16 protein-coding genes are annotated in these 22494 nt (G+C 68.7%); 3 read left to right on the top strand and 13 right to left on the bottom strand.

Features of this window, described 5'->3' with window-relative positions:
• Nucleotides 1-14 precede the first annotated feature (14 nt).
• The 11 genes from ACFWZU_RS08120 to ACFWZU_RS08070 all read right to left on the bottom strand — a co-directional run bounded on the left by ACFWZU_RS08120 (nucleotide 15) and on the right by ACFWZU_RS08070 (nucleotide 10074).
• Nucleotides 15-1268, bottom strand: a complete 1254-nt coding sequence (locus ACFWZU_RS08120; protein ID WP_439700951.1) for an ABC transporter permease — start codon at nucleotides 1266-1268, stop codon at nucleotides 15-17.
• Entirely contained in the window at nucleotides 1249-1929 is a 681-nt protein-coding gene (locus ACFWZU_RS08115; protein WP_439700949.1) for an ABC transporter ATP-binding protein, read from the bottom strand. Before ACFWZU_RS08115 ends, ACFWZU_RS08120 begins: the two co-directional genes overlap by 20 nt.
• Complete coding sequence (locus tag ACFWZU_RS08110) at nucleotides 1922-3220, bottom strand: efflux RND transporter periplasmic adaptor subunit (protein WP_439700947.1); 1299 nt, start codon at nucleotides 3218-3220, stop codon at nucleotides 1922-1924. Before ACFWZU_RS08110 ends, ACFWZU_RS08115 begins: the two co-directional genes overlap by 8 nt.
• Nucleotides 3217-3924, bottom strand: coding sequence for a YIP1 family protein (locus tag ACFWZU_RS08105; protein WP_439700946.1), 708 nt, complete (start codon nucleotides 3922-3924; stop codon nucleotides 3217-3219). Before ACFWZU_RS08105 ends, ACFWZU_RS08110 begins: the two co-directional genes overlap by 4 nt.
• A complete protein-coding gene (locus ACFWZU_RS08100; protein WP_439701176.1) occupies nucleotides 3925-6057 on the bottom strand; it encodes a peptidase domain-containing ABC transporter in 2133 nt (710 codons plus the stop codon).
• A 23-nt stretch (nucleotides 6058-6080) separates the two neighbouring features.
• Nucleotides 6081-6737 carry a hypothetical protein gene (locus ACFWZU_RS08095; protein ID WP_439700944.1) on the bottom strand — a complete coding sequence of 219 codons (657 nt, stop codon included), beginning with the start codon at nucleotides 6735-6737 and terminating at the stop codon, nucleotides 6081-6083.
• 15 nt (nucleotides 6738-6752) lie between these two features.
• Complete coding sequence (locus ACFWZU_RS08090) at nucleotides 6753-7283, bottom strand: TlpA family protein disulfide reductase (RefSeq protein WP_439700942.1); 531 nt, start codon at nucleotides 7281-7283, stop codon at nucleotides 6753-6755.
• 64 nt (nucleotides 7284-7347) lie between these two features.
• The gene (locus ACFWZU_RS08085; protein ID WP_439700940.1) at nucleotides 7348-7530 is read right to left on the bottom strand and encodes a hypothetical protein; all 183 of its coding nucleotides are present in this window, start codon (nucleotides 7528-7530) and stop codon (nucleotides 7348-7350) included.
• Between the two features lie 17 nt (nucleotides 7531-7547).
• The gene (locus ACFWZU_RS08080) at nucleotides 7548-7724 is read right to left on the bottom strand and encodes a hypothetical protein (RefSeq protein WP_439700939.1); all 177 of its coding nucleotides are present in this window, start codon (nucleotides 7722-7724) and stop codon (nucleotides 7548-7550) included.
• A gap of 122 nt (nucleotides 7725-7846) precedes the next feature.
• Nucleotides 7847-9316 (bottom strand): hypothetical protein, encoded by a 1470-nt coding sequence (locus tag ACFWZU_RS08075; protein WP_439700937.1) that lies wholly within the window; start codon nucleotides 9314-9316, stop codon nucleotides 7847-7849.
• Nucleotides 9313-10074: an ABC transporter ATP-binding protein gene (locus tag ACFWZU_RS08070; RefSeq protein ID WP_439700935.1), complete on the bottom strand. Its 762-nt coding sequence runs from the start codon at nucleotides 10072-10074 to the stop codon at nucleotides 9313-9315. Before ACFWZU_RS08070 ends, ACFWZU_RS08075 begins: the two co-directional genes overlap by 4 nt.
• 410 nt (nucleotides 10075-10484) lie before the next feature.
• Here ACFWZU_RS08070 and ACFWZU_RS08065 point away from each other — a divergent pair, with 410 nt between their 5' ends.
• The 3 genes from ACFWZU_RS08065 to pbpC all read left to right on the top strand — a co-directional run bounded on the left by ACFWZU_RS08065 (nucleotide 10485) and on the right by pbpC (nucleotide 19333).
• Nucleotides 10485-11447, top strand: coding sequence for a GGDEF domain-containing protein (locus tag ACFWZU_RS08065; protein ID WP_439700933.1), 963 nt, complete (start codon nucleotides 10485-10487; stop codon nucleotides 11445-11447).
• Nucleotides 11448-11761: 314 nt separating this feature from the next.
• Nucleotides 11762-16747, top strand: coding sequence for an MG2 domain-containing protein (locus tag ACFWZU_RS08060; RefSeq protein WP_439700931.1), 4986 nt, complete (start codon nucleotides 11762-11764; stop codon nucleotides 16745-16747).
• 186 nt (nucleotides 16748-16933) lie between these two features.
• Complete coding sequence (pbpC, locus tag ACFWZU_RS08055) at nucleotides 16934-19333, top strand: penicillin-binding protein 1C (protein ID WP_439700930.1); 2400 nt, start codon at nucleotides 16934-16936, stop codon at nucleotides 19331-19333.
• A gap of 602 nt (nucleotides 19334-19935) precedes the next feature.
• On the opposite strand, the gene rpoD is transcribed toward pbpC, so the two are convergent.
• Nucleotides 19936-21804, bottom strand: a complete 1869-nt coding sequence (gene rpoD / locus ACFWZU_RS08050) for an RNA polymerase sigma factor RpoD (protein WP_439700928.1) — start codon at nucleotides 21802-21804, stop codon at nucleotides 19936-19938.
• A gap of 164 nt (nucleotides 21805-21968) precedes the next feature.
• Complete coding sequence (gene dtd, locus ACFWZU_RS08045; RefSeq protein ID WP_439700927.1) at nucleotides 21969-22412, bottom strand: D-aminoacyl-tRNA deacylase; 444 nt, start codon at nucleotides 22410-22412, stop codon at nucleotides 21969-21971.
• Between the last annotated feature and the right edge of the window lie 82 nt (nucleotides 22413-22494).

Here is a 22494-nt window from a genome sequence, read left to right as displayed (position 1 = left end):
TGCGGGTGTGGGACCTATTCGAAGCGCAGCGCCTCGATCGGATCCAGCGACGCGGCCCTCACGGCGGGCGCGATGCCGAACACCACGCCGGTAGCAGTCGAGGACCCGACCGAGATCAGCACCGCCCACAACGGCATGTGGACCGCCGAGAACGCCGGTACGGAGAGGGCGATGACGTGGGCGGCGGCGTAGCCAACCAGTACCCCGACGGCGCATCCCATCAGGCAGATAAGGACCGATTCGGTGAGAAACTGCAGCAGGATGTCGGTCCGCTCGGCGCCCAGGCTCTTGCAGATGCCGATCTCGCGCGTCCGCTCGGTGACCGACACGAGCATGATGTTCATGATGCCCACGCCGGCCACGAACAGCGAGATGCCGACGATCGCCGCCAGGATCAGGCTGACTTCGTCGAACAGGTGCGTGATCGATGACGCCAGTTGCGAGGCGGTCTGTACCTTGAAGTCGTCCCTTTCGCCGGGCGCCAGACGGTGCCGCGCGCGCATCAAACGAGTGATCAGGTCGGCGGTTGCCGCTACCTGGGACACGTCGTCGACGGTCATGCGTATCTGGATGTTCGGTTCGGTGGCGGCGCCGATGATGCTGTGCGCGGTACCGAAGGGAATGACCACGAGGTTGTCCTGGTCGAGTCCCGCCAGGTTGCCGCGCTTGTTGAGCACGCCCACGATGCGGAAGTCCTCGTCCCGGAGCCGGATGAACTGTCCAACGGGCATCGGCGGCAGCCCGAGGTCCTCTGCCACCGAGTCGCCGATGACGCAGACCCGGCGGTGGGACACCTCGTCCAGGTGGCTGATGAAGCGCCCGACCACCGGATAGTACTGCCCCGACTCGGCAAACCCGGGCGTGGTTCCGTACAACGTCGTGCTGCTCATGCCGCCGCGATAGCGCACTTGCTCGGAGAATTGGCCGAGCGAGAGCACCGGCGTTACGTGCGACAGATGGGGCACGTCGTGCTCGATGGCCTGCAGATCCGCCTCGGTGATCTTGCGGTAACTGCCCTGGATCCGCTGCTTGGTCGAGGGGTTGGCATACAGCACGATGGAGTTGGTTCCCAGGCCCTTGAACTGCGCCGACACGGAGTCGCCGAAGCCCTCGATCAGGCTGACCACCGCAATGACCGACGCCACGCCGATCATCACGCCGAAAGCGGTCAAGGCCGCACGCAGCGCGTGCGAACGCAGCGCCGTTACGGCCGCCCATGCGCCTTCGAGCGCTCGCCGTGGCGCCCGCTCAACGTGCATCGACGCCATCGAACACCACCTTTCCATCCGACAGGCCCACCCGGCGCCGGCAGCGCAGCGCGATCTCCCGTTCGTGCGTGACCATCAGGATGGTCTGCCCGGCCCGGTTCAGGGCGTCGAAAATCCCCAGGACTTCTTCCGTGGTACGCGAGTCGAGGTTCCCGGTCGGCTCGTCGGCCAGGATGATCGACGGCTGGCCCACCAGCGCGCGGGCGATGGCCACGCGTTGGCGCTGGCCACCCGAAAGCTGGTTGGGCAGGTGCTCCATGCGGTCGGCCAGGCCGACCTGGGCCAGCGCCTCGGCGGCCATCCGCCGGCGCTGGCGAGGGGCGATGCCGCGGTAGACCAGCGGCTGCATGACGTTGTGCAGTGCGTCCATGCGCGGCAGCAGATTGAACCCCTGGAACACGAACCCGATCCGCCGGTTGCGCAGTTGCGCCAGTTCCCGTTCGCTGCGTCCGCCGACGTCCACACCGTCGAGCAGGTAGCGCCCGGCGGTGGGCACGTCCAGGCAGCCGAGGATGTTCATCAGCGTCGACTTGCCCGAGCCGGACGCGCCAGTGAAAGCCACGTAATCGCCAAGCTCCACGTGCAGGTCGACCTGGTCCAGTGCCACCACCGTGGCGTCGCCCATGAGGAACCGCTTGCTGATGCCTTTAAGTTCAATCATCGGCGGCGTTGTCCTGCTCGCCACCGGTCGTGCCAGCCCGGGCGGCGCCGGCGTCGGCAAAGACGGGGTCGCCGTCCCGAAGGTGGTGCAAGGTCAGGTAGGGGCCCGTAATGACCTGCTCGGCAGGCTTCAGGCCGGACACCAGCTCGATGCTGGTATCGTCGGAAATGCCGGTCGTCACGTAGCGCTTCCTGGCCATGCCCTGGTCGTCGACCATGACATAGGGGCGTTCGCCCTGGGCGTCCGCTTCGCTTTTGCCGGCCTGGTCCCGTTCGTACAGGACCGCCCCCACCGGAACGACCAGCGCGCCCTTGCGCTGGTCAGTAAATATTTCCGCGCGGCAGGACATGCCCGGGCGCACCGGCAGGTCCTTGCCGATGGACAGCGCGATGCGGGTGGTGAACATGTGCCCCTGATGCCCGGCGTCGGTATCGGCCGACGAGCGGATGAATCGCACCTTGCCCTCGAGAACGCGGCCGGGTACGGCGAGCGCGTGCACTTCGGCATTCTGTCCGACGTGCACGTGGCTGATGTCCGCCTCGTCCACGTCCACTTCCGCCAGTACCTCCGAGGGGTCCGCAATCTGCATCAGCGAGGAGCCCGGGATGTTCGTGCCGGCCACGACCGTCTCGCCCACGCGTGCGGAAAGCCGGGTGACCAGGCCGTCGATCGGCGCGCGGATGACCGTCTTGTCCTGGTTCTCGCGTGCCTGGTTGAGTTCGGCCTCGGCCTGGGCCAGCGCGCTTTCCTGCGATCGCAGGGTCAGGCGGGCCACCTGCAGGTCGCTGCGCAGCCGGTCGAACGCGTCCGCGCTGACCATGTGCTGCGCGAAGAGGTCCTTGTTGCGGGCGAGGTTGCGCTCCAGGGTGGCGACGGTCACCCGTTGCGCCGCGATCGCGCTCTTCTGCTGCGAAACGGCGGCCTCCCGCTGGGTCACGGCGGCCTCGTAGACGCTGGGGTCCAGCCGCACGACCACCTGGCCGCGGGTCACGTGGTCGCCTTCCTCGACGGTGGTCTGCACCACCTGCCCGATCACCTGCGGGCGCAACTCCACGCTTTCCCTGAAGGCCAGGTTGCCCGAGGCGAGGATGGAACTTCGCAGGTCGGCCGCGTGCACCGGCATGACCACTACGCGTTCGCCTTCGTGGTGCTGGGCCAGCCGCGAAAGCACGACCAGCGCGATGATCGCGAAGGCGAGCGCACCGAAGACCAGCCGGCGGCTCGTGCCCGCCGGGTGCCGCTCGGCGCCGTCGGTTGCCGTCACCGGGGCAGGCGAGAGGCGCGCGTTCATTTCCACCCCAGGTACAGAAGGTGGGCGCTCGTGAGCAGCAGCCACGGCGACAGGACGGTGACCATCGCGCGGCGTCGTGAGACGCCGGTATAGACCGCATAGCCGATCACCAGCAGCGCCAGTTCCCACAGGCAGAGCACGTCGTAGTTGGCAAGGAACCCGGCGATGCCGCCGACCGGAGCGGAGGACAGGAATCCTGCCGCGCTGGTGATGGAAAGCTGCTCGGCCGCCAGTCGCTGGTGAGGGCCGATGGCCATGCGCAGCCCGCTGCCGACGTATCCGGCAAGTTCCGGCAGCCGCGACCAGGCGGCCAGTGCGAGCCACTGCAGCGGCGTGGGCGTCTCACGCACCTGCCACTGCGACACCACGCGCAGGTAGGCCGCGATCACCGCCACCGTGAGGGACAGCCCCAGCACCTTGCCGGCGAGGGCCTCGACGATCAGGACACGAGGGGTGATGGCCTGGCTCATCCGCTCCAGTGCATGGGGATCGAGCTTGCCCTGCAGCGCCTCCAGGGCCTTGTGGGAGAGCCAGTCCATGTCCACCGTTTCGAAATAGGCCGACCAGTAGACCAGCGACGCGACGATCACCAGAACCATGGGAACCCACCAGGACCGGGGGGTACGCTTGATCGATTCGAAGCCGGGCGCGGGGCTGGACAATACGTCCACGCCGGCCTGGGTTACGGCAAGAAGCCTGTTCATTCAGACACACTCCAACATCGTGTCCGCCACGGGGGCGGAGTCTTCGCAGCGCAACGTCATGCGCGCCTGTGGGTCATCGACGAGCCGGTACCGGCGGTGACACGCCAATCCGGTGTGCTCTTCGTGCTCGATCACGATCACTACGTGGTCGCGCGCGTATCGGCTGACCAGCGCCGAGGCCAATGCGCGGTGCGTGGTGTCCATCGCGCTGAGCGCCTCGTCCATGACGAGCACGGCCGGGGCACGCACCAGGCTCCGGACCAGCGCCACCATCTGCTGCTCGCCCGAGGAAAGCGCGCGCCCCCCCTCGCCGACCATGGCGTCCAGGCCCAGGCCCAGTGACGCGAGCAGGCGCAAGCCGCCCGATCGCTCGAGCATCTCCAGTCGCGCCGTGGCCGGTTCGGCGTCGAGCCCGCAGAGGATGTTGTCCAGCACCGTGCCCGAGAACAGATGCGACTGCTTGGGGACGACCACCACCTGGCTTCGCAACCAGGCCGGTGCGAGCCGCTCGACCGGGACGCCGTCGATCGTGTATGCCCCCGCATCGTGGGCCCAGGTCTGCTGCAGCACGCGCGCCAGCGTGCTTTTGCCCGAACCGTTGCCGCCCTGGAGCCGGATCAGCTCGCCACGCCGGGCGACGAAGTGCGGAACGGACAGCAGGGGGCGTCCGTCCGCATACCGGACCACGGCATCGCGCAACTCGAGCATCGAGAAACCCGCCGGTTGCAACCCGGTTGCCAGGTCCTCCCGTTTCGCGCCCAGCGCCTCGACGATGCGGCAGGCGGAGATCCACGCCTGCTGGCACACGATCACCGACTGGGCCAGCCGCATGACCGATGGCAGCGCGTAGCCGAGGATGGCGTACATCGCGATCAGCGTGCCGGCGCCGCCGTGTCCGGCGATCGCCTCGTTGCCCAGGTAATACAGCGCGAAACCAAGAAGTCCGGCACTGGCCAGTTCGACGAAGAGCGCCAGGTCGCCAGACTTCCTGCGGATGCCGTAGGCCTCGGCGAGGTACTGGTCCATGCTTGCCTGTACGTGCTTCGCGCGAAGGGCCTCCAGCGAATAGGTCTTGATCTCGCTGATGCCGCGGATGCTGTCGAGGAAGCTCGACTCGGTGCGCGCGAAAGCCGCGGCGGCGCGCCGCTGCATGCGGCTGATGCCCGCGAATGAGCGCATGTAGACGGCGAAAAGCAGGCACACCTCGCCGATCGCCGCCAAGCCCACCAGCCGCGACATCATCACCATGGCGGCCAGGCACGACACCGTCATCAACACATCGATGATCATGCCCCCGATGTTGGCGATGAGCGTGTTGTTGACCGCGACCAGGTCGTTCAGGCGCGATGCCACGTCGCCGTCGCGCCGCGAGCGGAAGTACCACGGATGCGCGAAGAGGATACGCCCCAGGAAAGAGCGGGAGACGTTGCGTCCCGAATCCAGGAAAAGCCTGGCCCCGAAAAGCTGGCGCAGCCAGCCCACCGCACCCCTGACCAGCCCCAGCGCCACGAACACGAGCGCCACGACCAGCGCCTGCCTGACGTCATGAAGCGGAATCGCCTTGTCCACCATCACCTGGAGCAGGAGGGCCGAAGCGATCCCCAGGCCCGCATAGACGGTGCCGAGGAACACCGACTGCGTGATCCAGATGTTGTTGGCGAACAGGTGCTCGACCAGCCATCGCCACGGGCTGGGTGGTTCGGGGGCGACGGCCGTCGGAGCCGAGACGAGAATCGCCACGCCCGTCTTCCACAGTGCGGCGAACGCATCCAGGGTCATCCGGTAGTGCCCGGTCGCCGGGTCGACCACGTGCACCCGGCCCCGGCGGATGCCCTCGACGACGACGAAATGGAGCAATCCCTCGCGCGTCACCACATGGGCGATCAGCGGGAAATCGCAGGCCGGCAGGTCCGCGATGCCACCGCGCACCGCTTCGGCCTGCATGCCCAGCGATCTGGCCGCCCGCACCAGCCCATAGGCGGAGGTGCCGGAAGCATCGGTGCCCGCTTGCTCTCGCAGGTACTCCATGGAACAGTCCTGGCCGTGCATGCGCAGCACGGTCAGGAGCGCCGCCGGTCCGCAATCGGACATGTCGTGTTGCAGGGCGATCCGCCGCCGGCGGAGCCAAGGCACGTGTGCGAGCAGACGGCCTGGTTTCACGGCTGGACCTGCGAGGACAGGCCGAGCAGGTGGGGGATCAGCCCCACCGCGCAATGCGTCAGGAATACCAGCAGCCAGGCCCCGCCCACGATCCAGACGAGCGAGCGGGGGCCGAGCGAGGTGCGCGCGTGGAGCGTCCGGGCCACGATCGCGCACCAAAGCAACTCGAAGATGCTCAACTGTCGCAGCGCGCCGCCCCAGAGCGGCGAGGAGGCCAGGCCGGGCAACAGCGCGGCCAGGGAGCCAGGCGGATGGCTCAAGTAATCGATGCTGTGGTGGCCTGCTACGAACGCGAGCATCACCAGAAGCTGCAGCGCCCCTATAAGGGAGCCGAACAATGCGGCCGCAAAGGCGTCCCTGAAGCGGATGCTCTCGCTGGCGGCAACCGAAAACAGTTGCAGCACCAGCGCAAGTAACAGCGTGCGCACCAGCAGCGCCACCGGCTGCACCGCCGACGCGGCCAGCAGGCCGGTGGCGTCGAACGCGTGCAGGGCATAGTCCCGGGTGTCCATGGCAGGGCCACCACCGAGCACCAGCGTGTTGAACAACAGTATGTACAGGACCAACAGCAGGCAGGAGGCGAGGAAGACTTTCCAAAGCCCGCTCCTGGCGACCGTGCCCTGCCCTGCAAAACCGGACTGCGACATCTCCATGACTACGCTCGCTCCTTACCGGGCCGCCAGGTGGCTCGACGAATGCGTCGCCGCGACCCTGCTTGCCTGGAACTCACCGATGAAAACGCGGACCAGGCGGCGGTCCGCGCCGTACACGAACAGCGCCGGCGTGGCCAGTCCGCCGAATGACCCGGCGACCTCCCGCGGGTCCAGATAGCCCAGGGTCACCCCGGGCAATCGCCCCATCGCCTGCAGGTCGCGGCTCGGCTTGGCGAGGTCTTCGCGCTCGTAGGTGAGCATGACCAGACGATCGAGGTGGAACTCCGGCCAGTGTGCGAGCAACGCCTGGATCTGCTGCCGGCAGTGCGGGCAACTCTCCCTGAAGATCATCACCGCCAGCGGTGCCTGCTGCCCGTCCAGCCTTGCCACCGCGCCTTCAGGCGTCCGGTAGGCAATGGCCGGCACCGCGCTGCCCAAGGGCGGCAGCTCGCCAGTCGGCGCTGCGATTGCCAGCCACGCCAGCGACGAGGCCAGGACGGCAAAAAGCGTGAGGACGAGGACAACGCCCCACCATCGACGTGACATGGATGCTTTCCCCCTTCCAGTGCCTGCCGCCGAAGCGGCGGCAGGCATCCGAGCGCGTTACCGCTTAACCACCGGCGCAGGCCGCGATCGCGGCCTGGGTACCACCGGCTTCGGCCGCTTCGGCCAGCAACAGCCAGCCCTCCGGACCCGAAAGCGCCAGCACGGCAGCAATGCCGACGGCGATACCGCACGCGCTGCTCAAGCCGCCACGAATGTTCAGCTGGGACTGCTCATCAAGCTTCTGCATGTCTGTTTCCTTGAAAGTTAGAAGCCAAGGGCATCGGCACAGGCCGCGACCGTCGCAACGCCGACGGCCGGGTCGACCGCGAGAATCCCACCCTCGGTGAGCATGATGCCGGCGATGCCCGCACCACAGCCCACGCCCGTCCAGAAACTGCCGCCCTGGGCGACCAGCATCTCTTCCTGACTCAGCTTTTCCATTTGCTACTCCTTATCGTTGACGCTCCCCGTTGGAGAGCTCGGCCAAGGCGGATCCTCCCGACCCACCATGCCCCCGCAGGCCATGCCTGCCCCTTTGCGGCGCCTCCTGCGCCGAATTCCCGCTACCGGCCATGCGCGCCGACGTGATGGAACCCCAGCGACGCGGCGACCGCCGTCAACGTTGCACCCAGCGCAAGGAGGGCACTCCCCGCCACGGTGGCATGCAGGATTGCCGAGGCAGCCGCCCAGCCGCCGTAACAGACCATGGCGCAGCCAGACAGCAGCCCGTTGCGACGATTGCGGTGGCCGCCGCCCGAAGCGATGGCGGGAGCCCTGCTGGTCGCAAGCAACAGCGACGTGCCCAGCGCGCCGGACCCGAAGACGAGCACCGTCAGCAGCTCTGCCGGCCGGTAAAATGCCAACCCGACGGCGACGACCAGCAGCACCGGCATGGCGAACACCTGTGCGGACAGATAGCGCACCATCCACCAGGTGCCGCGCGGCAGCGGTGCGCAGGCGAGCAGCCAGGGCATCTGCTCGCCACTGGTCATGAGCCAGCCGACTTCCGCGCCGAATGCGCCCAGGGCGCAAACCAGGGCCGCGTCCGACAGTGGCCCGACCGCAAGCGACTGCCGGTGCCCCACGACAACCACCACGACCGCCATCACCACGGCGCTCACTCCGGCCTGCCACAGCCGCTCGGGATGGCGCCAGGCGAGCCGGCAACCCGTCCCCAGCAACCGGGCCAGCCGGCCGGTCGCGAGCGGAGTCCGACGTCTGTGGACGACGGGGCGCCGGTTGGCGGAGGGGCCTTGGCGCATGCCGGAAAGATAAACCGCCGCCAGCAGGCGCGGCAGCAGGCCGGCGGCGAGCACGCTCGCAAGCAGGCTCGTCCACAAGGGGAGGGCGTTCCCGGCCAACGCCATACCGAGCCACGTTGCGCCGCTCTCCAGACGAGCGGCAGCCAGCGCCATCGGCGCTTTCAGCGCCGGCAACCTGGAGGCCGACGCAAGCAGCAGTATCAAGGTCATGCCGCCCCTGGCCACCGCCTGCGCGCCGATCTTGCCAAGCCAACGCCTGCTGCATGCGGCAACCGCCACGGCAAGCAGCGCGGCGGTCACGGCGAGCGACAGCGCCATGGGGTAGAACGCGAGCATGCCGTAGCGGCCGAGCAGGATCGAGACGTTCGCCACGGGCGAAAGCAGCAACAGCGGAAAGGCCACGCTGGCAGTGGCCAGCACGATCGCGCGCGCACGCAGAACGTCCGCGATGCGCACCGGCGAGCCGACGAGCAGCGTGGCGTCGTGCCGTCCGTAGAGCATGCGCTGGGCGAGGCCGATGCCTCGGATCCAAGTCGCTCCGAACAGGAGGGCCAGCAACAGGCCTTCCAGCCGCCCCGGTGCCGCGCGCATGCTGCCGCTCAGGTATTGCAGGAAAACGTAGGCGACCACGTGCAGCATGAGGTAGCCGCCCAGGAGCGCGCCGGCTCCGAGGAAGGCCGCGATGGGACCGAAGTCCAGCTGCGTTTCCCGCGCCGCCAGGCGGAACTCGTGCGCGACCCACCAGCGCCAGTCCGTCACGGTGCGGTTCATCGGCCGCCCACCAGCGACACGTAGGCTTCTTCGAGGGTCTTCGCCCCTTCCCTGGCCAGCCCCATCACCTGGGCGGTTTCGCCCACGGCCACCAGGCGGCCGCCCATGAGGAGGCCGACGTGCGTTGCCAACTGCTGGGCCGTGTCCATCATGTGGGTGGACATCAGCACGGACGCGCCGGCCTGCACAACGCGCAGAAGCACCTGCCGGATCTGTCGCGCCGCGATGGGGTCGAGCCCGGTGAATGGCTCATCCATGACGAGCAGCGAAGGTTCGTGGACCAGGGCACCGGCCAGGGCCACCTTCTGCCGGGTACCACGCGACAGCGTACCGAGTCGCGCGTCGCGGTTTTTGGCCAGGCCCAGTTCGACCAGCAGCGCCTCGGCGCGCATCAAGGCGTCAGCGGCTTCCATTCCCCACAAGGCGCCGACGAACTCGACGTATTCGATCACGCTCAACACGTCGTACAGCGCCGGTTCGTCCGGCACGTACGCCATGGACTGCCTGGCCCGGATCGGCTGGCGTTGCACGTCGTACCCGCAGATGCGCACCGCGCCGGCGTCGGGAGCATCCAACCCGGCGACGATGTTCAGCGTGGTCGTCTTGCCCGCTCCATTGGGGCCCAGCAAGGCGAAGACACTCCGCGCGGGCATCCGGAAATCCAGGCTATCCAGGATGGTGCACCCGCCGAGGTTCCGGCCAAGCCCTTCCACGACGAGCACATCCGAACCCACAGCGATATCAGCTTTGCCAACCATCGAACTGCCGACTCCATGTCTTTCCAGCGGTCGAACCCACGACCGGACGCCGGGGCGCCGCTCTTGACGGATCTGGTGGTGGCGTTGCGTTGCATGTAACGGGCGCGTCGTGCGGACAACCATGCGGCGTCCTGCGCTCGTGAACAAAGCCCCCTCCGTTCCCTTTTTCAAGCTAGGGTTAGGCTTGCGCGAGTGTCAACTGGAAAAATTCCAAAGAGTTGACGGCTGGCATCCGGGGCGCCGTGCCGAGCGTCCATGGCGGGCACGCTCACTCGGCCTGGCCGAGGACGAAGCGGCGGCCGGAGCGGCGGCGAGGAACCCGTGCATGTGCGCTGTGGGTTCATCAGCATGCTGGCACGATCCTCGCTAGCCGTGCGGAAACCCTCACGTCGATAGCGCCCGTCCCGCTCATGAGTTCGCCATTGGAAATCACTTTCGCCACGCCGTCGCCGGCTTTCGCCGGCTTCCGGGAAGCCGCTCAGGCCTGCCTGGACATGCTGCGCCAACGCACCGGCCTCGGCGCCTGGTATTTCACCCGCGTCGACGGTGAGGACTGGCTGGTGCTGGTGGCCGCCGACGAGCGTTTCGGCGTGCGCAACGGGGACGCCCTGCGCTGGGCCGATTCGATCTGCTCGCGTATGGTCCGCGGCGGCCCGTGCGTGGTGGCCGACGTCAGCACCCACGCGCCGTATGCCGCCGCGCCCATCGTCCAGCGCGGCATCGGCGCGTACCTGGGCGTGCCGGTGCGGCTCGACCACGGCGCGGTAGGTACGCTGTGCGGGATCGACCCGCAGCCGGTGGCGGTCGACCTGGAGCGCTGGCTGCCGATCGTGCAGCTGTGCGCGCAGATGCTCGCCACGCTGTGGCGCCACGACGTCGACCTCAAGGAAACCCGGCGCCGCGCCGAACGCGCCGAGCTGGAGGCAATGACCGACCCGATGACCGGCATCTTCAACCGCCGCGGCTGGCGCGAACTGCTCTCGCTGGAGGAGCAGCGTTGCCGCGACGAGCACACCACCGCCGGCGTGGTGGTGGTCGACCTGGACCGCCTCAAGCAGACCAATGACACCCAGGGCCACGCCGCCGGCGACGAGCTCATCCAGCGCGCGGCGAAAGAGATCACGCGCGCCGTGCGGGCGGTGGACGTGGTCGCGCGCCTGGGCGGCGACGAATTCGTCGTGCTGGTACTGGACGTCGGGCCGATCGAACTGGCCCGTCAGGCCGCCCGCATCGAACAGGCCCTGCGCGCCGCCGGCGTCGCCGCCACCCTGGGCTACAGCTGGCGCGGCCCCGACCGGGACCTGGGCGAGGCCTACCGTGAGGCGGATCTGCTGATGCTGGACGCCAAGCGCGGACGGTCGCGCGCTTCGTAGGTAGCGCGCAGGCTCTCCTGCAGGTCCTGTCGAAGCGTCAGCCGTCCGTCGCGGCTCACCCACGGCGGCGACGACTTGGCGCATCGACGCGAGCACACCACCGCGGCTGATCAGTTCATGGTCAAGCCGCGTGATCGTGTGCGCCTATGAGAAGCGCGCACTGGCGTGGGGACTGGCACCGCAACACGCATGGGTCGATTGAAGTGTACCGGCCGCGGACGACGCAAGGCGCCCCGCCGCCGTCGCCCGGCCGCCCCCGGCGCGCCACAAAACCCGGCGATAATGCGCCCGCACCTCAAGGAAAGGGGATCGTCATGTGGCACGTGTCGGTGGCGCGCTGGTCGCGCCAGGTCGGGTTGTGTCTGGGTTTGCTGGGGCTGGTGCTGCTGGCCGGCTGCAACCGTTCCTCGCAGGACAAGCCCGCGCTGCAGGGCGCGCCCGCCGATAGCGCCACCGCGCACGCGCCCGCGGGCAAGGCGGCGTTCGCACTCGCCTCGGCCGGCGCCGACCTGCGCGACACACGTACCGCGCTGGTGCTGCGCTTCAACGTGCCGTTGGCGGCGGCGCAGCCGTTCGACCGCGAGCTGGCGGTCACCGGCGGCAACGGCGAGCCGGTCAGCGGCAGCTGGAGCCTGGACGACGACGGCAAGACGCTGCGCTTCCCCTTCGTGCAGCCCAACACCCACTACGCCGTGCGGCTGCACGCCGGCCTGCTCGCCGCCGACGGCCGCACGCTGGGGCGCGAGCTCAAGCGCGACGTCTACTCCGGCAGCGTGCCGCCGGCGGTCGGGTTCGCCTCGCACGGCAGCGTGCTGCCAGCGCGCGGCAGCCGCGGTCTGCCGCTGGTATCGGTCAACGTGCACGACGCGGACGTGGAGTTCTTCCGCGTGCACGACGATGCGCTGTCGGATCTCTACTGCGCCTATCCATCGAACAAGCACCGCGACAGCTACGAGCTCGACCACGAGATCAACCGCTGGGACGTGTGCGAGCACGGCGACCGCGTCAAGCGGCCGATCACCGACATGGCCGATTCGGTCTACGCCAACCACTACACGCTGGGCGGCGACGACAACGAACGCACCGTGACCTACCTGCCGGTGCAGCGCGTGCGCGAACTGCAGCGGCCGGGCGTATACATGGCGGTGGTCAAGCAGGGCGGCACCTTCAAGGGCAGCTACGACAGCGCGATCTTCTTCGTCAGCGACCTTGGATTGCACCTGCGCATGTACCGCGACAACGCGCTGCTGCACGTGGCCTCGCTGCGCGACGGCTCGCCCTTGGAAGGCGTGGCGGTGGAGATCGACGGGCCGGACGGTTCTGCCAAGCTCAGGGCGACTACCGACGGCGACGGCAACGCGCTGATCGCCTACAAGCTCGATCCGTCCGACGTACTGATCGCGCGCCACGGTGATGACGTCTCGGTGTTGCCGTTCAACCGTCCCGCGCTGGACATTTCCAACTTCGACGTGACCGGCCGCAGGCAGGCACCGTTCGAGGTCTACGCCTGGTCCGGCCGCGACCTCTACCGGCCGGGCGAGACGCTGCGCGTGTCGGCGCTGCTGCGCGACGATGACGGCAAGCCGATGAAGGCGCAGCCGCTGTTCGTTCGCCTGAAGCAGCCCGACGGCCGCACGCTGGCCGACCAGCAACTGGCGCCCTCGGACCTCAACTATTACGCGCTGTCCCAGGCGATTCCCGCGGACGCGCCCACCGGGTTGTGGCAACTGGAATTCCGCCTCGACCCGGCAGCCAGGGAAGCGGTCGACGCCTTCCCGTTCCACGTCGAGGAGTTCCTGCCCGAGCGCCTGAAGCTCAGCCTGGACAGCCCGCAGGCGCGGCTGGTACCGGACGAGCCGCTCAAGCTCGAGGTCGCGTCCAGCTATCTCTACGGCGCTCCCGCCGATGGGAACCGCGTCACCGCCAAGCTGCTGCTGGCGCCGGAAGTGCATCCGCTGGAAAACCTCAAGGACACCTTCTTCGGCGACCCCACGCTGGATCTGCCTCGAAGCGCCGACGACGTGCTCGACGCCAGGCTTGACGCGCAGGGCAAGCTCGCCCAGCCGATCGCGCTGCCGGATGACGTCAAGCCGGTCGCGCCACTCGCCGTCACGCTTTCCGGCAGCGTCTACGAGACCGGCGGCCGCGCCGTCACCCGCCTGCTCAAGCGCGTGTACTGGCCGGCCCCGCAACTGGTCGGCGTGCGCCCGCTGTTCGATCCCAAGCAGGGCGCCGAGAGCGAAGGCCAGGCGGGTTTCGAGATCCTGCGCGCCGACGTCGACGGCAAGCTGGTCGCTGGCCATCACCTGAAGGTGCGGCTGCAGCGCGAGCTGCGCGACTTCTACTGGCTGTACGAGCACGGCGACGGCTGGAAATCCGACGCGCACCAGCAGCTGCAGCTGATCGAGGAGAAGGACGTCGACCTGGCCCCGGGCCAGCGCGTGCACGTCGACTTCCCGGTCGAGTGGGGCGGCTACCGGCTGGAGGTCTACGATCCGGAAACGAAGCTCACCACGGTATTCCCGTTCTTCGCCGGCTGGAGCTGGGAGGACGAGAACCTCGGCAAGGAGGCGCGTCCGGACAAGGTCAAGCTGCAGCTGGACAAGGCGCGCTACCGTGCCGGCGACACCATGAAAGTGACGGTGACGCCGCCGCACGACGGCCCCGGCCTGCTGCTGGTCGAGTCCGATCACCTGCTCTACGCGCGCGACATCGACGCCAAGGCTGGCAGCACCTTCGAGATCCCGGTCACCAAGGATTGGGAGCGCCACGACGTCTACGTCTCCGCACTGGTGTTCCGCGGTGGCGAGGCGCAGGAGCACACCACGCCGGCCCGCGCACTCGGCGTCGAGCATGTCGCGATGGAGCGCAACGACCGGCGCATCCCGCTCACGCTGAGCGCGCCGTCGCTGATGCGCCCGGGCAACCCGCTCGAGGTGACCGTGCAGGCCAAGGGTCTGGCCAACACGCGCGCCTACGTCACCCTGGCGGCGGTCGACCAGGGCGTCATCAACATTACCAACTACCCGGTGCCCGACGCCTGGGCCTGGATGTTCGCCAAGCGTGCCTTGAGCGTGGACGCCTACGATCTCTACAGCCGCATCATCGAGGCGATGGATGGCGCGGAGGCGAAGCTGCGTTACGGCGGCGACATGAGCGGCCCGGCGCTGCCGCACGCGGCACGCCTCAACCCCAAGGTGCAGATCGTCGACCTGTTCGCCGCGCCGGTCGCGTTCGACGCGCAGGGCAAGGCCACGTTGCGCGTGCAGGTGCCCGACTTCAACGGCAGCCTGCGCCTGGCCGCAATGGCCTGGAGCGCCGACCGTTTCGGCAACGCCGAGGGCGCCGTCATCGTGCGCGCACCGCTGGTGGTCGAGCCGAGCACGCCGCGGGTGATGGCCGCCGGCGACAAGGCGCGCGTCAGCCTGGACCTGAAGAACCTTTCTGGGCATGACGGCACGGCGAAGGTCGTGGTCAAGGTTAGCGGCCCGATCACCATCGCCAACGCCAGCCGCGAGGTGGCGCTCAAGGACGGCGCCGGCACCACGCTCAGCATGCCGGTCACGGCGAGCGCAGGCGCGGCCGTGGCCAAGCTCGACATCCACGCCACGCTCGGCGACTTCACGGTCGACCGCCACTTCGAGTTCGCCGTGCGTCCGGCCTGGCCCGAACTACAGACGACCGTGCCGCTGGCGATCGAGCCGGGCAAGCCCGCGCACCTGGATGCCGGCGCAGCCGGCGGATTGCTCGCGCCGACCGTGCGCGCGCAACTCACCCTGAGCACGCTGCCGCCGCTGCCTTACGGCTCCGCGCTGCGCGACCTGCTGCGCTATCCCTACGGCTGCATCGAACAGACCACCAGCAAGGGCTACGCCGCGCTGGTGCTCGACCCGGCCACCGCCACGGCACTGGGACTATCCACCAGCGAGGCGGCTCGTCGCGCCGCCGTCGACAGCGCCCTGGCACGCATTGCCTCGTTCCAGGCGGGCAACGGCCACTTCAGCTTCTGGGGTGGCACCAGCCCGATCGAAACCTTCATGACGCCGTACGTGGTCGACTTCATGCTCGACGCGCGCGAGGAAGGCTTCGCCGTGCCGCAGGAGGTGTTGCAGAAATCGCTGCAGCGCCTCAGCGACGACCTGCTCGGCGGCGGTCACGCCTATTACAGCTACGAGCACCACGACCACCTGCGCATCGCCGATGAGGCCTATTCCGGCTACGTGCTGGCCCGCGTCAACCGCGCGCCGCTGGGCACGCTGCGCGCGATCTTCGACCACGACCGCGACAAGCTGGTCGGCCCGCTGCCGCTGGTGCACCTGGGGTTGGCGCTCAAGCTGATGGGCGACACCGGGCGCGCGCAGAAGGCGGTCGACGAAGCCTTCGCCTGGGACAAGGAGCGTCCCTGGTACGTCGGCGACTACGGCTCGGACCTGCGCGACCTGGCGCTGATGGTCGCGCTCACCCACCGCTACGGCCTGGCCAGGCCCGCCTACGACGCCAAGCTGATCGACTGGGCGCGCAACGCCACCGCGCGCGACCACGCCAACAAGCAGGAGGTGCCGTACTACCACTGGTCGTGGTCCTACCTCTCCACCCAGGAGCAGGTGGCGATCGCCCGCGTGGCTCGCGCCTTCGACGCCGGCGGCGGCGCGCCGCTCGCGGTCACCCTCGCCATCGGCGGCAAGAGCGAGGCCGCGCCTGCCGACAAGCGCCTGTGGACGCGCGAACTCACGCTGGCCCAATTGAAGGAAGGCATCAGCGTGCAGCCGGCCGGCACGGCCACCGTGTTCGCCACGCTGGACGTCGCCGGCATCCCGCAGCAGCCGCCCGCCGCGGAGGACCGCCAGGTCGACGTGCGCCGCAGCTACTTCACCACCGACGGCCAGCCGTGGACCGGCGACACGCTGAAGGAAGGCGACACGCTCATCGCCGAACTTACCCTGGAAGCGCGCACCGACATGCCCGACGCCCTGGTCACCGACCTGCTGCCCGGCGGCCTGGAAGTGGAGAACCTCAACCTGGGCGGCGCGCAGCAGTGGGAAGGCATCGTCATCGATGGCATCGACATGCAGCAGCACACCGGCGCCGCCGACCTGGTGCACGAGGAGTACCGCGACGACCGCTACGCCGCCGCCCTCCACCTGCGCCGCGGCGACGCCGCCCACGTGTTCTACCTGGTCCGCGCGGTCACGCCCGGCGCGTACACGGTCCCGCCGCCGCTGGTGGAGGACATGTATCGGCCGGCTCTGCGGGGCATCGGCAAGTCGGTGCCGGCGAAGATGACGGTGGTCGAGCCCTGATCCCTGGAACCATCACGTCGGACGGCTTTGCTTTCGGCGGAAGCGAGGCCCACACAGGGCGAAGTCGGAGCGGAGCGAATGCTTCGACTTCGCCCGCTTGCGCGGAGCACTCGCGGCATGAACGGTCTCACCAGGAATCGTTCGCCGCGAGCGTAGGCCGCAGGCCGAAGTCGAAGGGCAGTCTGCATGAGTGACAGCGTTTCAGCGCCGCGTCGGCCCAAGATGCAACGTTGGCTGCGCGCTACGGCAGTCACATTGGTCGCGCTCCTGCTCGTGGCCGTCATCCTCGATCGCCTGTTCCCGCTCCCCTTGCCGGCCCCCGACACCGGCAGCACCGTGGTGCTCGCCCGCGACGGCACGCCGCTGCGCGCCTTCGCCGACAGCGACGGCGTGTGGCGCTATCCCACGACCACGGCCAAGGTCTCGCCGCTCTATCGCCAGGCGCTGCTCGCCTACGAGGACCGCTGGTACTACCGCCACCCCGGCGTGAACCCGTACGCCTTGCTGCGCGGCGCGCTGCAGGGCGCGCTCCACGGTCACGTCGTCTCCGGCGGCTCCACCCTGACCATGCAGGTGGCGCGCATCATCGAGCCGATCCCGCACAGTTTTGGCGGCAAGCTGCGCCAGATCTTCCGCGCGCTGCAGCTCGAAGCGCATCTCGACAAGACCCAGATCCTCGACCTCTACCTCGACCACGCACCCTTCGGCGGCACCATCGAAGGCGTCGAGGCCGCCTCGTGGGCGTACCTCGGCAAGAGCGCGAGCCGCCTGTCGCGCGCCGAGGCGGCCCTGCTCGCGGTGCTGCCGCAGGCGCCCAGCCGGCTGCGGCCCGACCGCCACCCGGAGGCGGCCCGCGCTGCGCGGGACAAGGTGCTGCGCCGGTTGCGCGACGAAGGCGTCTGGACGTCCGAACAGGTCAGTGACGCGGCGATCGAGCCGGTGGTCGCGCGCTCGCTGCGCGCGCCGCTCGCCGCCGCGCTGCTGGCCGAACGCCTGCACCGGCAGCAGCCGCGCGCGCGGCGCATCGTCACCACCATCGACGCCAACCTGCAGCGCGCCGCGGAGGATCACGTCGCCGGCTACCTTGCCCGGCTGCCCCCACGAAGTTCGGTCGCGGTGCTCGCGGTGGACAACGCCACGCTCGAGGCGCGCATCTACATCGGCACCGGCGAGTTCGCTGATCCCGAACGCGCCGGCCACGTCGACATGGTGCGCGCGCCGCGCTCGCCCGGCTCCACGCTCAAGCCGTTCCTCTACGGGCTGGCGCTGGACGACGGGCTGGTCACTTCCGAGAGCCTGCTGGTCGACGCGCCGCAGGACTTCGGCGGCTACCACCCGGGCAACTTCGACGAGGCCTTCAGCGGCCCGGTGAGCGTGAGCCAGGCGCTGCAGCGCTCGCTCAACGTGCCGGCGGTGGACGTGCTCGACCGCGTCGGACCCAACCGCTTCGTCGCGCGCCTGGCAAGCGGCGGCGTCGACCTGCAGCTGCCCGAGGGCGCGCGACCGAACCTGTCGATCATCCTCGGCGGCACGGCGGCGAAGCTCGAAGACCTCGTCGGGGGCTACAGCGCGCTCGCCAACGGCGGCATCGCCGGCGCCCCGCGCTACACGCCGGACCAACCCGTCCGCCCGCGGCGCCTGCTCTCGCCGGGCGCCGCCTGGATCATCCGCGACATCCTCGCCAGCAACCCCGCCGACGTCGAAGGCGCACCGCTCGAAGGCACCATCGACCGCCACGCCGCGGTCGCCTGGAAGACCGGCACCAGCTACGGCTACCGCGACGCCTGGGCGATCGGGGTGACCGACCGCTGGACGATCGGGGTGTGGATCGGCCGACCGGACGGCACTCCCTCGCCCGGCCAGTACGGCGCCGTCACCGCGCTCCCGCTGCTGTTCCAGCTCAGCGACATGCTGCCCGCCCGCGGTGGCGTGCACGCGCCGCGCCCGGCCAGCGTGCGCGCCATCGACATCTGCTGGCCTCTCGGCCAACCCGCCGCGACCACCGACACCAGCCTCTGCCGTCAGCGCCGCAGCGCGTGGAGTCTCGACGGCGCGCTGCCACCTACCTTCGCCGAACGCGATCCCGGTGCCTGGATGAGCGGCCGCGTCGAGCTGCGCGTGGACGCGAAGGGCCGCCGCCTGAGCGCCGGCTGCCACGCCCCGCACGAACGCAGCCTAACCCTCGCCCGCTGGCCCGCCCTCGCCACACCCTGGCTCGACGCCGCCGACCGAACGGCCTCCGCCCTGCCCGCGCTGGCACCCGGCTGCCCACCGGACTCCCTCGCCGCCGCCGTGCCCATCCGCATCAGCGGCCTGCGCGAAGGCAGTCTCCTGCGCCAGGCACCCAACAGTGCCGCGCCATTGCGCCTCTCGGTACGTGCCCTCGGCGCCCAGGGCACCGTGCAATGGCTGCTCGACGGCCGCCTGCAGGGCAGCACGCTGGGCGAAAGCAACATCACCCTGAACTTGGCCGGCCCGGGCCACCACGCGCTCACGGCCTTGTCACCGTTGGGTTCGTGGGCAAGTGTGCGCTTCGTGGTGGTTGATCCGAGCGCAGCCGGCACGAGCCGGCAAACATTCCGCTGACGCGCCGGCAGACCCCGTCGCGGTCGTCGCAGCGATCTTTTTGCCGACGTCACGGACTTGATTGGTGGGCCCACCAGGATTCGAACCTGGAACCAAGGGATTCGCGTGTTCCGGAAGTTTCCCCCCGGCGCGGACTATCTCTTCGCCCTCCGTCCAGCCGATGGCGTGGAATAGGTGGGGCGCGGGACGCTCTAGCCTGTTATCAAGGGCACTTCAGCCCCCAGGTAGTCTCTGCACCTTCCGGCGGTGTACCGCCGGCTTGGCTCAGGGTTGCCACCGGCCACATTTTCGCGCCGCTGAGGTTTCCCTGAATTCATCCCGTTCCCGTCCGCGCCTTACGGCGCGGCGGCACCTTTCGATGAGTCCCCTGCTCTAACCGTTGAGCTATAGGCCCTTGAGTGGCGATGGTACTTGGGGTGGGGTCGTGTGGGTAGGTGCCACGCCGCTGCCGACGCCTTGCAGGAACCCACTTGTGGACGACGCCCTTGGGCGGTCGTGCGAGAGAGCATCGCCTGCACGCCGGCTCCTACTTGAAGCCAGTGGCACTGGAACGACGACGCCCGCGCGAGGCGGGCGTCGTGTTGGTGCGTGAGGCTTGGTGCCTACTCGAGATCGAGGAACGAGCGCAGCTGCTCCGAGCGGCTCGGGTGGCGCAGCTTGCGCAGGGCCTTGGCTTCGATCTGGCGGATGCGCTCGCGGGTGACGTCGAACTGCTTGCCGACTTCCTCGAGGGTGTGGTCGGTGTTCATGTCGATGCCGAAGCGCATGCGCAGCACCTTGGCCTCGCGCGGGGTGAGGCCGGCGAGCACGTCGCGCACGGTTTCCATCAGGCCCGTCTCGGTCGCCGACTCGATCGGCGAGGAGGCGTTGGTGTCCTCGATGAAGTCGCCCAGATGCGAGTCCTCGTCGTCACCGATCGGGGTCTCCATCGAGATGGGCTCCTTGGCGATCTTGAGCACCTTGCGGATCTTGTCCTCGGGCATCTCCATCTCTTTGGCCAGCTCCTCCGGCGTCGGCTCGCGGCCGAACTGCTGGAGCATCTGGCGGGAGATGCGGTTCAACTTGTTGATCGTCTCGATCATGTGCACCGGGATGCGGATGGTGCGGGCCTGGTCGGCGATCGAGCGGGTGATCGCCTGGCGGATCCACCAGGTGGCGTAGGTCGAGAACTTGTAGCCGCGGCGGTATTCGAACTTGTCCACCGCCTTCATCAGGCCGATGTTGCCCTCCTGGATCAGGTCCAGGAACTGCAGGCCGCGGTTGGTGTACTTCTTGGCGATGGAGATCACCAGGCGCAGGTTCGCCTCGACCATCTCCTTCTTCGCGCGACGGGCCTTGGCCTCGCCGATCGACATGGCGCGGTTGATTTCCTTGATGTCGGTCAGCGGCAGGAACAGCTTCTTCTCGATCGCGGCGAGCTTGTCCTGCTCGGCGTCGATCGCCTCGCGGTGGTTCTTGATGTTGGGCGACCACTTCTGGCGCTTGCGCGACAGCTCGGCGGCCCACTCGACGTTGCCTTCGTTGCTCGGGAAGGTCTTGAGGAACTCGGCCTTGGGCATCTTCACCTGCTTGACGAAGATGTCCATCAGCACGCGCTCGTGGTGGCGAATGTCGCCCACCACCTCGCGCAGCTTGCGCACGAAGCTGTCGATCAGCGCGGACGGCAGCTTGAGCTTGAGGAATTCCTCGGCCATCTGGTCGCGCAGCTTGACGATCTTCTTGTCGGTGATGCCGGTCGCCTTGGGGGCGGCCTTCTGGAACTTGGCGTAGTAGTCGCGCAGCAGTTCCATGCGGCGCTTGACTTCTTCCGGGTCCGGACCGGTCGGGCCGGCCTCTTCCTCTTCGGAGCTGTCATCTCCGTCCTCGTCCTCGTCCTCGTCGGACTCGACGATTTCGCCGTTGGCGGCCGCTTCCTCGGCCTCGGCGCGCGCTTCGTCGGCCAGCTGCTCGAGGTCGGCGAAGCCGGCCAGGATCTCGGACAGGCGGCGCTTGCCGTCCAGGTGCTGGTCGTATTCCTCCAGCAGGAGCTCGATGGTCAGCGGGAAGCTCGCCAGCGCGGTCTGCACCTGGGAGAGACCTTCCTCGATGCGCTTGGCGATGGCGATCTCGCCCTCGCGGGTGAGCAGCTCGACCGTGCCCATCTCGCGCATGTACATGCGCACCGGGTCGGTGGTGCGGCCCACCTCGGCGTCGACGGCCGAGAGCAGGGCGACAGCCTCCTCGGCGGCGGCCTCGTCGTCGTTGCCCGAACCGGGGGCGTTGTCGGCCAGCGGGTCGGCGTCCGGCGCGGCGTCGTGCACTTCGATGCCGACGCCCTTGAGCACCGCCATGATGTCTTCGATCTGCTCCGGATCGACGATGTCATCGGGCAGGTGGTCGTTGATCTCCGCGTAAGTCAGGTAGCCCTGTTCCAGGCCCTTGGAAATGAGCGCCTTGATTTCGGACTGTTGCTCGGGAGCTTTGTTGTTCATACCTACCGCCGCAGATGCAGGAACCGATCAGTATAGCGATATGGCGCTTTTTTGACCAGTTTCCAAGGGAAAAATTTCGCGTGGCCTACACGCAAAAACCGCGCCAGAGCGGCGTTTGCATGGGACTTCGCGTGTCTTGGGCCATCGAGTGGGTGGGGTTCCGGTCAGGGCACTTCGAGCCAGAAGGTGACCGGGCCGTCGTTGATCAGCCTGACCTCCATGTGGGCGCCGAAGCGCCCGATTTCCACCCCTCCCGCGTGTGTCGCACGGGCCAGCTCCACCAGCCGCTCGAACCAGCGCCGGCCATGCCCGGGCGGGGCGGCGCTCGTGAAGCTGGGGCGCATGCCCGAGCGCGTGTCCGCGGCGAGCGTGAATTGGCTGACCAGCAGCAGGCCGCCGCCGGTGTCGGCCAGCGAGCGGTTCATCCGCCCGGCCTCGTCGGCAAACACGCGGTAGCCCAGCAGCCGTTCGAGCATGCGCTTCGCCTGCGCCTCGCCGTCGTCCGGTTGCACCGCCACCAGCGCCAGCAGGCCCGGGCCGATCGCACCCACGGTGGCGCCGTCGACGGCGACGCTGGCGGAAAGCACGCGCTGGATGAGGCTGATCATTGGGGGGGGAGGCAGGCGTCGGCAGGGCGTCCCTGCAAGAATAGGCGAAAACGAAGGGAGCGTTCGTCCTGCGCTTAACGGC

It is taken from the genome of Frateuria sp. GZRR33 (assembly GCF_051900425.1).
Taxonomy (GTDB): Bacteria; Pseudomonadota; Gammaproteobacteria; order Xanthomonadales; family Rhodanobacteraceae; genus Frateuria_A.
This window is presented reverse-complemented; position numbering and strand designations above follow the sequence as displayed.

Excerpts from the sequence above, each read along its gene's own strand:
- dtd (WP_439700927.1), bottom strand. The coding sequence starts at position 22,412 with ATGATCAGCCTCATCCAGCGCGTGCTTTCCGCCAGCGTCGCCGTCGAC.
- ACFWZU_RS08110 (WP_439700947.1), bottom strand. The coding sequence starts at position 3,220 with ATGAACGCGCGCCTCTCGCCTGCCCCGGTGACGGCAACCGACGGCGCC.
- ACFWZU_RS08115 (WP_439700949.1), bottom strand. The coding sequence starts at position 1,929 with ATGATTGAACTTAAAGGCATCAGCAAGCGGTTCCTCATGGGCGACGCC.
- ACFWZU_RS08070 (WP_439700935.1), bottom strand. The coding sequence starts at position 10,074 with ATGGTTGGCAAAGCTGATATCGCTGTGGGTTCGGATGTGCTCGTCGTG.
- rpoD (WP_439700928.1), bottom strand. The coding sequence starts at position 21,804 with ATGAACAACAAAGCTCCCGAGCAACAGTCCGAAATCAAGGCGCTCATT.
- ACFWZU_RS08095 (WP_439700944.1), bottom strand. The coding sequence starts at position 6,737 with ATGGAGATGTCGCAGTCCGGTTTTGCAGGGCAGGGCACGGTCGCCAGG.
- ACFWZU_RS08090 (WP_439700942.1), bottom strand. The coding sequence starts at position 7,283 with ATGTCACGTCGATGGTGGGGCGTTGTCCTCGTCCTCACGCTTTTTGCC.
- ACFWZU_RS08120 (WP_439700951.1), bottom strand. The coding sequence starts at position 1,268 with ATGGCGTCGATGCACGTTGAGCGGGCGCCACGGCGAGCGCTCGAAGGC.
- ACFWZU_RS08065 (WP_439700933.1), top strand. The coding sequence starts at position 10,485 with ATGAGTTCGCCATTGGAAATCACTTTCGCCACGCCGTCGCCGGCTTTC.
- ACFWZU_RS08105 (WP_439700946.1), bottom strand. The coding sequence starts at position 3,924 with ATGAACAGGCTTCTTGCCGTAACCCAGGCCGGCGTGGACGTATTGTCC.
- ACFWZU_RS08080 (WP_439700939.1), bottom strand. The coding sequence starts at position 7,724 with ATGGAAAAGCTGAGTCAGGAAGAGATGCTGGTCGCCCAGGGCGGCAGT.
- ACFWZU_RS08075 (WP_439700937.1), bottom strand. The coding sequence starts at position 9,316 with ATGAACCGCACCGTGACGGACTGGCGCTGGTGGGTCGCGCACGAGTTC.
- ACFWZU_RS08060 (WP_439700931.1), top strand. The coding sequence starts at position 11,762 with ATGTGGCACGTGTCGGTGGCGCGCTGGTCGCGCCAGGTCGGGTTGTGT.
- pbpC (WP_439700930.1), top strand. The coding sequence starts at position 16,934 with ATGAGTGACAGCGTTTCAGCGCCGCGTCGGCCCAAGATGCAACGTTGG.
- ACFWZU_RS08085 (WP_439700940.1), bottom strand. The coding sequence starts at position 7,530 with ATGCAGAAGCTTGATGAGCAGTCCCAGCTGAACATTCGTGGCGGCTTG.